14 protein-coding genes are annotated in these 13,914 nt (G+C 66.0%); 6 read left to right on the plus strand and 8 right to left on the minus strand.

The window, feature by feature from the left end; all coding sequences use genetic code 11:
- The first annotated feature begins 14 nt into the window (after positions 1-14).
- Positions 15-1,034, plus strand: coding sequence for an ABC transporter substrate-binding protein (locus tag AC1D34_RS03950; protein WP_441490701.1), 1,020 nt, complete (start codon positions 15-17; stop codon positions 1,032-1,034).
- Positions 1,035-1,300: 266 nt separating this feature from the next.
- Here AC1D34_RS03950 and AC1D34_RS03955 read toward each other — a convergent pair whose 3' ends face one another.
- From AC1D34_RS03955 to AC1D34_RS03990, 8 genes are all read right to left on the minus strand, one after another.
- Positions 1,301-2,086, minus strand: coding sequence for an SDR family oxidoreductase (locus AC1D34_RS03955; RefSeq protein WP_441490700.1), 786 nt, complete (start codon positions 2,084-2,086; stop codon positions 1,301-1,303).
- The gene (locus tag AC1D34_RS03960) at positions 2,086-3,018 is read right to left on the minus strand and encodes a dihydrodipicolinate synthase family protein (protein WP_476823539.1); all 933 of its coding nucleotides are present in this window, start codon (positions 3,016-3,018) and stop codon (positions 2,086-2,088) included. The genes AC1D34_RS03955 and AC1D34_RS03960 overlap by 1 nt, the downstream gene beginning before the upstream one ends.
- Positions 3,019-3,026: 8 nt before the next feature.
- Positions 3,027-4,451 (minus strand): FAD-binding oxidoreductase, encoded by a 1,425-nt coding sequence (locus AC1D34_RS03965; protein WP_441490698.1) that lies wholly within the window; start codon positions 4,449-4,451, stop codon positions 3,027-3,029.
- Positions 4,448-5,137, minus strand: a complete 690-nt coding sequence (locus AC1D34_RS03970) for an aspartate/glutamate racemase family protein (RefSeq protein ID WP_441490697.1) — start codon at positions 5,135-5,137, stop codon at positions 4,448-4,450. Before AC1D34_RS03970 ends, AC1D34_RS03965 begins: the two co-directional genes overlap by 4 nt.
- Positions 5,134-5,805, minus strand: a complete 672-nt coding sequence (locus tag AC1D34_RS03975) for a flavin reductase family protein (RefSeq protein ID WP_441490696.1) — start codon at positions 5,803-5,805, stop codon at positions 5,134-5,136. The genes AC1D34_RS03970 and AC1D34_RS03975 overlap by 4 nt, the downstream gene beginning before the upstream one ends.
- 4 nt (positions 5,806-5,809) lie before the next feature.
- Positions 5,810-7,054, minus strand: coding sequence for a hydantoinase/carbamoylase family amidase (locus tag AC1D34_RS03980; RefSeq protein ID WP_476823540.1), 1,245 nt, complete (start codon positions 7,052-7,054; stop codon positions 5,810-5,812).
- An 11-nt stretch (positions 7,055-7,065) separates the two neighbouring features.
- Positions 7,066-8,415 carry a dihydroorotase gene (locus tag AC1D34_RS03985; RefSeq protein WP_441490694.1) on the minus strand — a complete coding sequence of 450 codons (1,350 nt, stop codon included), beginning with the start codon at positions 8,413-8,415 and terminating at the stop codon, positions 7,066-7,068.
- A gap of 150 nt (positions 8,416-8,565) precedes the next feature.
- Positions 8,566-9,654, minus strand: coding sequence for a DUF917 domain-containing protein (locus AC1D34_RS03990; RefSeq protein WP_441490693.1), 1,089 nt, complete (start codon positions 9,652-9,654; stop codon positions 8,566-8,568).
- A gap of 120 nt (positions 9,655-9,774) precedes the next feature.
- On the opposite strand from AC1D34_RS03990, the gene AC1D34_RS03995 reads away from it, so the two are divergent.
- The 5 genes from AC1D34_RS03995 to AC1D34_RS04015 all read left to right on the plus strand — a co-directional run bounded on the left by AC1D34_RS03995 (position 9,775) and on the right by AC1D34_RS04015 (position 13,846).
- Positions 9,775-10,740 carry a LysR family transcriptional regulator gene (locus tag AC1D34_RS03995; RefSeq protein WP_476823541.1) on the plus strand — a complete coding sequence of 322 codons (966 nt, stop codon included), beginning with the start codon at positions 9,775-9,777 and terminating at the stop codon, positions 10,738-10,740.
- Positions 10,741-10,848: 108 nt separating this feature from the next.
- Complete coding sequence (locus tag AC1D34_RS04000; RefSeq protein ID WP_441504878.1) at positions 10,849-11,724, plus strand: substrate-binding periplasmic protein; 876 nt, start codon at positions 10,849-10,851, stop codon at positions 11,722-11,724.
- Positions 11,721-12,488, plus strand: coding sequence for an amino acid ABC transporter ATP-binding protein (locus AC1D34_RS04005; RefSeq protein ID WP_441490689.1), 768 nt, complete (start codon positions 11,721-11,723; stop codon positions 12,486-12,488). The genes AC1D34_RS04000 and AC1D34_RS04005 overlap by 4 nt, the downstream gene beginning before the upstream one ends.
- Positions 12,489-12,497: 9 nt before the next feature.
- Complete coding sequence (locus tag AC1D34_RS04010) at positions 12,498-13,172, plus strand: amino acid ABC transporter permease (protein WP_441490688.1); 675 nt, start codon at positions 12,498-12,500, stop codon at positions 13,170-13,172.
- Positions 13,172-13,846 (plus strand): amino acid ABC transporter permease, encoded by a 675-nt coding sequence (locus tag AC1D34_RS04015; RefSeq protein WP_441490687.1) that lies wholly within the window; start codon positions 13,172-13,174, stop codon positions 13,844-13,846. Before AC1D34_RS04010 ends, AC1D34_RS04015 begins: the two co-directional genes overlap by 1 nt.
- Positions 13,847-13,914: the final 68 nt, after the last annotated feature.

Consider the following 13,914-nt stretch of genomic DNA (forward strand, 5'->3'; position numbering starts at 1 on the left):
AGGGAGGACGACAGATGAAACACACAAACTGGTTCAAGGGGGCGCTTGCCGCAGCCGTGATCGGGACTGCCTTCTGCGCCGGTGCGGCGCGGGCCGAGGTCAGCGAGGTCCGCGTCTCCAAGGGCTTCGGCATCCTCTACCTGCCGCTGATCGTGATGCAGGACCAGCAGTTCCTCGAGAAGCGCGCGAAGGCGGCCGGACTTGGCGACGTCAAGGTGACGTGGCTGATGCTTGATGGCGGCAATGTCATCAACGACGCGATGATGGCCGGCACGCTCGACTTTGCGGGAACCGGCGCACCCGGCTTCGTCACGCTCTGGGCAAAGGCCAAGGGGATTCCCAATGTCGAGGTCGTCGGCGTCTCCGGCATGAGCTCGACCTCGCTCTGGTTGAACGCCAACAAGCCCGAGCTGAAGTCGCTCAAGGATTTCACGGGCAGCGACAAGATCGCGCTGCCCGGCATCAAGACTTCACTTGCGGCCGTCGTTCTGCAGATGATCGCGGCCAAGGAGTTCGGCCCCGAGAACTACGCCAAGATGGACCCGATGACGGTGAGCTTGCCGCATCCCGAGGCGCTGGCCGCGCTCATCGGCGGCAAGACCGAGATCAAGGCACATTTCACCTCGCCGCCCTTCCAGTACATCGAAGCCAAGGCACCGGGCGTGCACCGCGTCCTGAACTCGGTCGATTATCTCGGCAACATCACGCTCGACGTCACCTTTGCGCCGAAGAAATTCGTGGATGCCAACCCAAAGATGACGCAGGCCTTCATCGAAGCGATGGATGACGCCAACGCGCTGATCGCCAAAGACCAGAAGCTCGCGGCCGAGATCTACGCCAAGAGTTCCAAGGTGAAGGTCGACGCCGCCGAGATCCAGGCGATGATCGAAGATCCCGACGCCCGTTTCTCGACGACTCCGAGCGGCGTGATGCAGTTCGCCGAATTCATGCACCGTGCAGGTACGATCAAGATCAAGCCGGCCAAGTGGAGCGACATGTTCGTCCCGCAGTTGACGGGTCGCTCCGGCAGCTAGCCCCCAATGGCTCATCGCCGGCGGCATAATGCCGGGCGATGAGCCCGGAATATCGCGATCTGAGCGCCGGCAATGCTACGGGCCCGCTGCGATCGCGGGCAGGACGAGGATCCCACCAGGCGGGCAGGCTCTGATTGCTCCGCCGAGGCACTCGCTACCGGGCCGGCCGGCGTGCCATTCTGCCGCGAACCAATTGGCGCGCGGTTGATCGGCTCACGCAGATCATACCAACGCGCCCAGGCCCCATCCACCGGGGGACGCAGCCGTCAGATCCCTCGGATCAGGCCGCCATCAACCCGAATCTTGGCGCCCGTGACATAGGACGCCCGCTCGCTGGCAAGGAACGCAACGACATCGGCGAATTCCTGTGGCTTGCCGTAGCGGCCGGCCGGAATCGTCGCGATCGAGGCCTTCGTGATCGCGTCTTTCGTCGCGCCGGCCCGCGTCGCAGCTGCGTCGTCGAGTTGATCGACGCGCTCGGTGTGGATGCGACCGGGCAGCACGACATTCACCGTCACCCCCTGCCCCGCAACCTCGGAGGCCAGCGTCTTCGACCAGCCGACGACTGCGGCACGCACGCCATTGGAGAGCGCGAGACGCGGAATCGGCTGCTCGACGCCGGAGGAGACGATGGTGACGATCCGGCCCCAACCCCGCTCGGTCATGCCAGGCAGCAGACGCTGCGCGACATGAAACAGGTTGGCCGCCATGGCCTCGAAATGCATCAGCCAGTCCAGGCGCTTCGCGTCGCGGGCCTCGCCCGGCGGAGGCCCGCCGGAATTGCCGATCAGGATGTCGACGCCGCCCTCGGCAATCAGCTTGTCGGCCAGCGCATCGATCGAGGCGATATCCGCAAGGTCGAGCGTGGCGGCGACCACGCGGCCGCGCTGCTCAGCCGGCAGCTCGCCGATCCAGGCGGCGAGCGCGTCTTGATTGCGCGCCGCCGCGATCACCGTCGCACCTTCGGCGGCGAGCGTGCGTGCGATCGTCGCGCCGAGGCCGCGGCTGGCGCCGAGCACCAATGCGCGCTTTCCGTTGAGGCCCAGATCCATCAGTTGATCTCCTTGAGGCGCCGCGCCTGACGGGCGACGAGACGTTCGATGTCGGCGATGTCGGCCGCCGAAAGGGCTGACCCGGGGCTGCGTACCATGCCCGACGCGATCGCGCCGCGCTTGGCGAGCAGATATTTGCGAATGGCGAGCCCGTGACCAGGCTGCTGCTCATAGCGCGCCAGCGGCAGATAGGCGTCGAACAGGTCATGGGCGCGTTCGACGTCCCCGGCGGCATGGGCCTTCCAGACATCGACCATCATCTCGGGATAGGCAAATCCGGTCATGGCGCCATCGGCCCCGCGCGACAGTTCCTCGGGCAGGAACATCGCGCCGTTCCCGACCAGGATCGATATGCGCCGCCCGCCGTTCTTGTCGCTGGCCGCACGCAGGGCCGAGATCTTGGCAAGCCCCGGCCAGTCCTCGTGCTTCAGCATCACGCAGCTCGGCTGCGCCGCGACGATGCGCAGGATCACCGAGGAGGCGATCTGGACATTGGTGACCAGTGGGAAATCCTGCAGCACGAAGGGGGTCTTCGGTCCGAGCGTCTTTGCGACCATGTCGTAATAGGAGACGATCTGGTCGTCCGTCCGCAAACTTGCGGGCGGCGCCACCATCACGCCCGCGGCTCCGTCAGCCATGACGCTGTCGCTCAGCTCCCGCATCGCGGCAAAGCCCGGCGCCGAGACGCCGACCACGACCGGAACACGCCCMTGCACCCGCGCCAGGACCCGCCGCACGAATATCCGCGATTCCTCTGCCGTCAGTTTCGGCGCCTCGCCCATCATGCCGAGCACGGTCAGGCCGGTGGCGCCCTTCTCGAGGTAGAAATCGACCATGCGGTCGGTGCTCGGCAGGTCGAGCGCGCCGTCCTCCGTGAACGGAGTGACCGCGATTACATAGACGCCCTTCGCGCCTTCATCCAACAACGCCATGATGATCCTCAGTTCTCGACGGGGTCGGGCAGCAACTTGCCCGGATTGAGCAGATTGTGGGGGTCGAACAGGGTCTTGAGCGAGCGCATCAGGTCCAGCTCGATCGGCGCCTTGCAGCGCGGCATCTCCGCGACCCGAAGCTGACCGATGCCATGCTCGGCGCTGATCGATCCGCGGCGCTTGCACGTCTCGTCATGAACGATGCGGGTGAGTTCCGGTGCGAGGGCGGCGAAGTCCGCATCGCTCTGTCCCATACGCGGCAGCAGATTGTAGTGCAGGTTGCCGTCGCCGAGATGGCCGAACACGATGGGGCGCACCCCGGGAGCAGCAGCGATGACAGCCGCATCGGTGGCTGCGACGAAATCGGCCATGGCCGCGACCGGCACCGAGACATCGTGCTTGGCAGCCTTGCCTTCGCGCACCAGCGCTTCCGAGACGCCTTCGCGGATGCGCCAGAACGCCTTGGCCTGCACACCATCCTGGGCGATGGCGGCGTCGAGAACGATCTCCGTCTCGACGGCTTCTGCCAGCGCGCCTTCGAGCCGCTCGGTCAGCGCCAACTCGTCATCCGCATCGGACAATTCGATCAGCACCGCCGCAGGCGGAACGGCGCCAAGCGGCAACCGCGCCTCGGCGCTGTGCTTCAGGATGAGCGAGAGGCAATCGCCGGTCATGAATTCGAAGGCGGTCAGGCGATCGCCACAGCGCGCACGCACCGAAGACAGCAAGGACAGGGCAGCGTTCGCGTCGCGCAAGGCGACGAAAGCGGTCGCGCGCGCCAAGGGTTGAGGAAACAGTTTCAGGACCGCGCCGGTGATGACGCCCAGCGTCCCTTCCGATCCGATGAACAGATCCCGCAAGGCGTAACCGGTATTATCCTTGCGCAGCGCGGTGAGGCCATCCCAGATCCTTCCGTCCGGCAGAACGACCTCGAGCCCGAGCGTCAGTTCACGCATGGTGCCGTAGCGCAGCACGGCGACGCCGCCGGCATTGGCCGCAAGATTCCCGCCGATCGTGCAGCTCCCCTCGGCTCCAAGGCTGAGCGGGAAGAAGCGTCCAGCCGCTTTCGCGGCCTCCTGGACCTTGGCGAGCACTGTGCCGGCATCGACCGTCATCGTGTTGCCGATCGGATCGACCGCGCGGATGCGGTTCATGCGCGTCAGCGACACGACGATGGCGCGCCCCGACATATCCGGCGTCGCGCCGCCCGACATGCTGGTGTTGCCGCCCTGGGGCACGACCGGAATCCTCCGCGCCGTGCAAAGCGCCATCACGGCCGCGACCTCCTCGGTCGAGCCGGGCCGGACGATGGCGGCAGCAGCCCCCCTGTATTTTCCGAGCCAATCCGTCAGGAACGGCGCCTGCGCTTCGGCATCGACAAGCACATGCCTCTCACCGACGATGTCGGCGAGGCGCGCAACTAGATCCGTCACGCGGCATGTCCCCGAAGCGGGCGGCCGCCCCAGCCGAGCCGGGCGCGGCCGATCGCCATGGTCACCGCAGCCTGCGTCGGCTCGACCACGGGTACGCCGAGCGCCTGCTCGAGCGGGTCCCGGAAACGCGCCATGCCGGCGCAGCCCATCACCAGCACATCGGCGTGATGGGTATCGCGCAAGGTGCGCCCGACATCGGTCATCCGTCCCATGGTCCGCGCGTCATCGGCAAGCTCGGCGACCGTCAGGCCGATCGAAAGATCGCCGGCCAGGCGGTCCGTCACACCCATCGCGCCGAAATAGCGCAAGTGACGCGGGATCGAGGCCGGCAGAATGGCGATCACGCCGAAGCGCTGGCCCAGCGTCAAAGCGGTCAGGACCCCGCACTCGGCAATGCCCAGCACCGGCTTCTCGCTCTGCTCGCGCAGCGCGTACATGCCCGGGTCGGAGAAGCAGGCGATCACGAAGGCCGAAGCCTCGTTCTCCAGCGCGGCGGCCCGCCTCAGCATGGGCTGTATCAGGCCGTCGATATCGCGCTGGGACTGGATGCCAGCAGGCCCCTCGGCCAGGGTCAGGCACTCGATCGGCGGACCATCGACCGAGCGCAGCGGCGCCACCGCGGTATCGATGCCGGCGGTCACTGCCCCGTTCGAATTGGGGTTGATGACAAAGATCGTGCCGCTCACGGGGCCTCTCCTTCGGGCTTCGCACGCAGCGCGCTCTGTTGCGCGCGCCAGGTGTCGAGCGTCTGGCGCGGCGCCTGGAAGCGGTCGCGCATCGTGACATACCAGTCGGAACCATGCAGGCGGCCGACCAGGTCGAGCTTGTCGATGTCGACATGCAGCCGCTCATCGACCGCGCCATCCCGAATATGGATGTGCTGGATTTCGCCGACGACGAGGTTGCGATGGCGTGTGCCCAGCGACAGCGACACCGTCTCGCGGCATTCGAGCTGGACCGGTGACGCTGCGAGGCGTGGCGCGGCGACCTTGCGGCCGGGCGCTGTTTCAAGCCCGGCGGCTGCGATCTCGTCGACATCGCCGGGAAAATCGATCGCGCAGACCTGCATCGCGTCGACGAGCGCCCGGTCGACGAGGTTGACGACGAAACTCCCCGTCGCGCGGATGTTGCGCATCGTATCCTTCAGCGGGGCATCCCCCAGATCGCGGCCTTCGATGCCAAGCACGACGAGCGGCGGTGCGTGGCTGAAGACGTTGAAGAAGCTGAAGGGCGCAGCATTGGCGTGCCCCTGCGCATTCACGGTGGTGACGAGCGCGATCGGCCGCGGCAACACGGTGTTGACGAGCAGCTTGTAGAGATCGCGCTCGGCCAGATCGGTGACGGACCACTCCATCGCGTCAACCCAGGGTCGCGTCGAGCAGGCGCACCGTTTCACCGAGGACGCGTGCGCCATCCCCGGCCTGTTGTGGCTCGATCGACTCTTCCGGGGCGTGGCTGCGGCCATCGAGACAGGGCACGAAGATCATGCCGATCGGACCGGTGCGGGCGACGAACACGCCATCATGCCCGGCACCACTCGGCAGGTCCCGCGTCGACAGACCGAGCGAGGCCGCGGCAGCGGCGATCGCCGAGCGCACGGCCGGCGCGCAGGCCGTCGGCGGCACATGGCTGATCGGTTCCGACCGCACAGTGAGACGCAGCGCCGCCAGTGCCGGCTTCAGATCGCTGACCAGTTCCTCGCCGAACGCCTTGACCGCCGCCTCGTCGCCCGAACGCACCTCGAGCGTCAGAACCGCCTCACCAGGCACGGCATTGGCGGCATTGGGGCTGATCTCGATGCGACCAAAGGTGGCGACCAGGGGTTGGGGATCGTTCGATCGCGCGCCGGCACGTTCGTAAGCGGCCTCGATCAGCTTGGCCGCGCCGACGAGCGCATCGGCGCGCAAGGGCATCGGCGTCGCACCCGCGTGGTCGGCCCGCCCGGACACGATGATGCGCTCGCGCCGAATGCCGACGATGTCTGTAACGACACCGATCGCCGTGCCCTCGCTCTCCAGCACGCGCCCCTGCTCGATATGCACCTCGACATAGGCCGCGACGCTCTCGGCGGTACGCCGCACCGAGGCGATCTCGTCGGGCCGGCCGCCGACGAAGCCGATACCCTCGCGCAGCGTCATGCCGTCGGGGCGCGTCATCGCCAGCATCTCGTCGGAGAGCGCACCGGCAAGCGCACGGCTGCCGATGCAGGAGAGGCCGAACTCGCTCGGCTCCTCGGCCAGGAAATCGTAAACCTCGAGCGAATGCCGCAGCCGGTCGCCGCGCTCGATGAAGCTTTGCGCGACTTCCAGTCCCGCCAGCACGCCGAGAAGCCCGTCATAGCGTCCGCCCGAGKGCACCGTGTCGGAATGCGAGCCGATGATGATCGGCTTCAACGAGGGATCGGCGCCCGCAAGGCGGCCGACGAGATTGCCGCCTGCGTCGATCGTCGTCTCCAGACCGGCAGCGCGGAACTCGGCCGCCAGCCATTTGCGTCCTTCGAGGAAGCGCGGCGTAAAGGAGCGCCGCGTCCAGGGACGATCGGGATCGGTGATCTTGGACAGCGCCTCGATACGCCGCCACAAACGCTCTGCGTCGATCGACATCGTTCGCCGCTTTACGCCGCAGGCCGCAGGAAGCGGCCGTCGCCCGCTTCGTTGCAGATCTTCGCGCCATCCCAGGCAAGAGCGCCACGGACATAGGTCGCAGCCACCCGCACGCGGAATTCGCGGCCCTCGAACGAGCTCCACTTCACCGCCGCAAGGCTCTTGCTCGGATCATGGATGAAGCGGCCGGGCTCGAGCACGACGATGTCGGCATCCGAGCCTGGCGCGAGACGGCCCTTGTCGGCGAGCAGGAACGCCTTCGCCGGGCCTTCGCAAAGCTGCTTCACCGCCATGGTCGGGGAGATGCCGCGCTCCTCGCAGCCGGTCCACAGCGCCGGCAGCAGGGTCTCGATGCCGGGACCGCCGGAGGTGTTCTTGAAGATGTTGGGGTCGCCCTTCTTCTCCAGCCCCCAGGAGACGTGGTCGGAGGAGATGAAGTCGCAATGACCGGCGGCGAGGTGGCTCCAGAGCAGCTCGCTCTCCGCCTTCGGCCGGATCGGCGGGTAGTGCTTGATCTTGGCACCGAAGCGAGGCGCGTGCTCCTCGGCGTTGAGCATGAAGTACTGCACGCAGCTCTCGACCGTCGCCCTGTAGCCGGCGCGCTTGTAGAGGTTGCAGATCTCGAAGCCGCGCGAGGTCGAGACATGGACGGCATGGGCGCGGGCGCCGGTCTCGGCGCCGATCTCGTAGATCCGCGCCGTGGCGAGGTTCTCAACCAGCGGGGTATGGGCGCGCAGGAAGGCGTCGGAGCCGGTATCGCCGGCCTCGATCAGGCGCGCGATGTTCCGGCGCGTCATCTCCTGGTCCTGGTTGTGGACACCGCAAAGGAGCCCCGTCGGCTCGATCAGCTTGAACGCCTCGTAGAGCGTGTCGTCGCCGATGCGCGGGAAGCGCGTCGGGTTCGCCTCGAAGGTCGAGAACTTGAAGGCGCAGGCGCCGGCATCGACGAGGCCCGGAATGGCATGCAGGCCGTTTTCGATGGTGATCGTGGCATAGAGCGCGACATCGACATGTGCGTCGCGTTCGACGATCGCGACCTTCTCGTTGAAAAGCCTGGCGTTGGTGACCGGCTCGGGCTCGTCATAGGGCATGTCGACCATGACGGTGACGCCACCGGCGGCGGCCGCGCGCGAGCACATGCCGATGCCCTCGTGGTTGGCCTGGCTCCCGGAATGGACCTGGCCGTCGATCACGCCCGGGATGATCCACTGACCGCGGAAATCCTGCGTCTCGCGCGCCGAAGGCGGTGTACCCGCACCGACAGCGCCGACCTTGCCACCAGTGACGGCGACATAGCCATCCTCGATGATCTGGTCGGACAGAACGACATTGCCGCGAAGAACGAGATCGAAATCACTCATGGTCAGATGCCCGGTTGATGCTGTCTGGCCCGCAGGCCATGCGTGTCACGATAGCTGCTCGGCCTCAGAGCCAAACATACCAATTTCGCCGTCGCCCATAATCGGTCGTTATCGCGACAGCGGAAGCAGTGCATGTGCGCGTCAGGCGGATCACCCGAGCGCATAGCCCGTGAAATCCATCCCGAGCGCCTTCTCTACGATCGGGTAGACACTCGGATCCGTCACGCTGGAGCTCAGCGGGATGCGATCCTTGGCAATGCGCAGGATCGAGAGCTCCATGCCCTCAGTGACATGGCCGACGCTGATGGGCCGGCCATCCGAACCGAGCGTGGTGATGACATCGGGATAGCTCGCCAGGCGCGCGCCATCGAGATCGGTCACCGCCATGTACTCATTCATGACATGGAGAATCCGTGCCGCGGCGCCGGAGCCGACCTGGATGGTTCCGATATCAAAGGCTTCGCTGGTGTACTGCACCGCCTTGCGGACAACAGTCCCACGCCCGATAATCGATCCACCGGCCTGGTCGCAGATTGCGTCGATGACCGCGGGCCCGCCCTTGGGCGTGGCGGCCAGGATGCGCTCCCCGAGCGCCAGCGCCATGGAAATACCGCCGAGCGCCGCGTGCTTGCGCACATAGGACGCCGGAACCGGGTTTCGGCAGGACGCGATGAACCCGCCCGACATGTCCGAGGCCGTGCGCAGGATCGGCGAGACCTTCCCCGTCGCGCCGCGCGTCACGAGCTCGATATAGGAATTCTTGGCGCGATTGCCGCCGACAGCCGTCTGGATCGTCGCCTCGGGGCTGTTGGCAAGGCCGATCGACCCCATGTCGCCGGTGGGATGGGCGCGGATATCACCAACGGCATCGATCACCTTCACGCCGAGGAGGGCGCTCGGGAGCCAGGCATTGAGCGTGCTCGACATGCCGTTCTGGCCGATGATCAGGCCATAGACTGGCTTGCCCAGCGCATCCTGCAGCAGCTGGACGGCCCGGACGTAGTCGACGCCCTGCATCTCCCAGTCCGTCGTGCCGGCAGGAGCGCCGATTGCAGCCGCGGTCGCGATGATCGCGTCGTCCGGCGCCTCTTCGATCGAGACCAACTCCGGCCGGCCGGCCATCACCGCTGCAGTCCCCAGCATGCGCCCGTGCTCGGCCCAGCCACCGCCGCCCGCAGCAAAGATCGAGCCGCCTGCAATAGCCGCCTCGACATCCCCAATCGTCAGAAAACGTCCCATCGGTCAGCCTCGAATCAATCTGGCATGCCGGCATCCCGCCGAGCCCGGACGAACTTAGATGGCGGCACGTCCAAGCAAACAWGCTAATTCGGCTGGAGGTCATAACTGAATGTTATTCGCATGCGATTGAACCTGCGGCAGCTGGAAGTTTTCCGCGCGATCATGATCACCGGATCGATCAGCGGCGCGGCGCGCCTGCTCTCGGTCTCGCAGCCAGCCATCAGCCGGCTCCTGGCCTATACGGAGGACCGGCTGGAGTTGCGCCTGTTCGAGCGCGTCCGCGGTCGGATCCAGCCGACGCCGGAAGCGCGGCGCCTCTTCACCGAGGTCGACCAGGTCCACCAGGGCGTGCTGCGCGTCAACGAACTCGCCGAGGAACTGCGCGAGCGCGGGACCGGCACGGTCCGCATCGTCGCCAGCCCGAGCGTCGGCCAGACCATGGTTCCCGACGCGATCGCGCGGCTGCGCGGGCGCTTTTCCGATCTGCGCGTGGAGTTCGAGATCCTGACGCTGCTCGAAGTGATCGCCAAGATCACCAGTGCGCGGGCCGATCTCGGTGTTTCCGTGCTGCCGGTGGACGAGCCGACCATTCAATCGGAGGTGGTCACGGAGGGGCGCCTGATGGCGATCATGCCGCGCGACCACCCGCTGACCCGATTGCGCGTCGTCCGGCCAGCCGATATCGCCCCCTATCCGCTGATCGGTTTCGGGCCGCAGACGCCCTACGGAGACATTGTCCAAAGGGCACTGGCTTGCGGCCCCGAGCCCCTTCGCATCAGCACCGTCGTTCGCTTCACCCCCGTCGCCTGCGCGATGGTCAGAGCCGGAGCGGGGGTTGCCGTTGTCGACGAATTCGTCCTGCGCGGCCGGACATGGCCCGAACTGGTCTCACGTCCGCTCGCGCCCAAGACGCGTGTGCGCGCGCATCTGCTGACACTTCGCTACGAACCCCTGTCACGCACGGCACGCGCCTTCGTCGACATCCTGCGCGATCTTGTCCCGCCTCCGCCTGGCGGACATGGCGAGGAGGCCGACGCCGGGGACTTAACACAAGGTTATGGCAACCCGACAACAAGTGATTGGTAAGGCATGAATTCGCACTGTTAGAGTTTTGCCTCTGGGCGGCCGGATCGTTGCAAGCGACAGGCGCGGCGATCGCGGCCCCCGGGGACAACATCTAACGGGAGCAGGATGATGAGGTTTTTGTCGGTCAAAGCGGCGCGCACGGCCGTTCAGGGATTCGCCGTGGCGGCGCTCCTTGTCACCCCTGTGCTGGCCCAGGACGCCGATCATCCAGCCAATGAGAAGCTGAAAGTGGCTTGCGACCTCGGCTTTGCCCCATTCTGCTTCAAGACGGCGGCCGGCGAGACCACCGGGTTCACCTATGACATGTCGCTGGCGCTGGCGCAGAAGCTGGGCCGCCCGGGCGTCGACGTAACCGACTCGAACTTCTCGGCGATCTTCGCCGGCCTCTTCTCCAAGCGCTATGAGATGATCCCGGCGCCGACCAACATCACGCCGGAGCGCGCCCAGCAGATGCTGTTCAGCGAGCCCTACATGCCGACCGGCCTCGGCTTCCTCGTCAAGAAAGGCGGCAAGATCGCCAATCTCGAGGAGCTGAAGGGCAAGGCGCTGACCGTGAACAATGGTAGCATTTCCGACAAGTGGCTGACCGACAACGAAGCCAAGTACGGCTATACGATCCAGCGCTACAACAAGAATGCCGACGCGGTGCAGGCCGTGATGATCGGCCGTGCCTTCGCCAACGTCGCCGATGCACCGGTCTCGCGCTATGTTTCGACGCAGACGCCCGCTGCCGAGGTTGCGTTCGTGCTCGACAGCGGTCGCAATTTCGGCATCGCCTTCCGCAAGGAGGACGCAGCGTTTCGCGCCAAGGTCGAGGAAGCCCTCGAATGCATCAAGACGGACGGAACGCTCGCCAAGATCCATGAGAAATGGTTCGGCGTGAAGCCGGACGCCTCGTCCTCCTCGGCGAAGATCTATCCGGGCATCGGTGCCCCGGACTTCGAGGGCTATGACGCGACCGAGCACAAGGCCGTCTGTAAGTGAGGTCGGCGACCGCAATCACGCCTGCATCCGCAGACCCGATCGTCGCCATAGACGGTCTGCGGAAGAGCTTCGGCAATGTCGAGGTCCTGCGCGGCGTCGATCTCAGGGTCGCCAAGGGCGAGGCCGTCGTGATCGTCGGCTCGTCCGGCTCGGGCAAGAGCACCTGCCTGCGCTGCATCAACCGGCTGGAGGAACCGACGGCAGGGACCATCCGCGTCGGCGGCGAGGAAGTGACCGGCGCCAAGGTCGATCTCAACCTGCTGCGCCGGCGCATCGGCATGGTCTTCCAGGGCATCAACCTCTATCCGCACAAGACCGCCCTGGGAAACGTGACCCTGGCACTGCGCAAGGTGGCAGGCCTCGGAAAGGCCGAGGCCGAGCAGAAGGCGCGCCAGCATCTCGAACTGGTCGGGCTCGCGCACAAGGCCGACTCCTATCCGGCGCAACTATCGGGCGGTCAGCAGCAGCGCGTCGGCATTGCCCGCGCCATGGCGCTGGAGCCTCAGGTGATGCTTTTCGACGAGCCGACCTCGGCGCTGGACCCTGAGCTCGTGGGCGAGGTCCTGAACGTCATGGTCCGCACCAAGGAGATGGGCATGACCATGATCGTCGTGACGCATGAGATGCATTTCGCGCGCGACGTGGCCGACCGCGTCGTGTTCATGGATCATGGTGCCGTGCTGGCGGAAGGCACCCCGGAAGACATTCTGGTCTCGCCGCAACACCAGCGCATCCGCGACTTCGTCACGCGCTCCAGGGCCTGACAGCACGTCATGGACCAGATCGTCCGCTATTTCTTCGACTTCTCGCTGATGTCCGCCTATTGGCCGGATATCCTGCGCGGCTTCCTCATCACCATCGAAATGTCGATCCTGACGGTGCTGATCGGCGTGCCGCTCGGCCTCGCCATCGCGATCCTGCGGCTTTACGGCTTCAGGCCGCTGAACGCGCTGATCATCCTCTATATCGATTTCTTTCGCTCGATCCCGCAGCTCGTGCTGATCATGCTGGCCTATTTCGCGCTGCCCTCCTTCGGGTTGATGCTGGGGCCGTTCACCGCCACCGTCCTGGCGCTGGCGATCGTGCTCTCGGCCTTCTCCGAAGAGATCTTCTGGGCCGGCATCAATGCGGTTGCCAAGGGCCAATGGGAAGCCGGGCGCTCGACGGGCCTCGGCTTCAACCAGACGCTGGTCCATATCATCCTGCCGCAGGTCGTGCGGATCTCGATCCCGCCCCTGACCAACCGCGCGATCGGTATCAGCAAGGGCACGACGCTCGGCTCGGTCGTCGCGGTCCCCGAACTGCTCAATGTGACATCGAGCATTCAGTCGAACGTCGCCAATCCGACAGCCCTCACCGTTGGCGCGCTGCTGTTCCTCGCCCTGTTCCTGCCATTCGTGCGCTTCACGCGCTGGCTCGAACGCGCTTACGCTCATCCGAGGTCGTGATGGACGAACTCGTCACGACATTTCTCAATATCGACGTCCTCCGGGAAGTCTGGCCACTGCTCCTGCAGGGCTTCTGGATGACGCTGGCGCTTGCGGCGGTCGCCGTGCCGCTATCCGTCGCCTGTGGTGTCGCCATCGCGATGGCGCAGGATTCGCCCAGCAGGCTGCTGCGGATGCTGCTGGTCGCCTATGTCGACGTCATGCGGGCGATCCCGCCGCTGGTGCTGCTGATCTTCATTTTCTTCGGCCTGCCCTTCCTCGGGCTGAAGCTGAACGAGTTCACCGCCGCCGTGCTCGCACTGACCCTCAACGGGTCCAGCTACTTTGCCGAGATCTTCCGTGCCGGCATCGAGTCCGTGCCGAAGGGTCAGCGCGAAGCGGCGCGCTCCACCGGGCTGACCTGGCGCCAGAGCATGACCTATGTCGTGGTGCCGCAAGGCGCCCGCAATGTGCTGCCCGACCTGATCAGCAACACGGTCGAGCTGGTCAAACAGACCTCGATCGCCTCAGCCGTCGCCCTGCAGGAACTGCTGCGTTCCGCGCAGCTCGCCCAGGGCCTTCTGTACAACCCGACGCCGCTGGTTGCGGTCGCGATCGTCTATTTCCTGATGTTCTGGCCGTTCGTCCGGATGGTGTCGCGCCTGCAGCACAGGGCCGTCGCGCAGGCCGGATGAGTGCCGGCCCGCGTCCGGACCAGCGGCGAGGTCATCCGTGTTCGCATCGGCTGTCCCGAACACCGCAA

This window comes from Allobosea sp. P1_A7 (assembly GCF_056406775.1).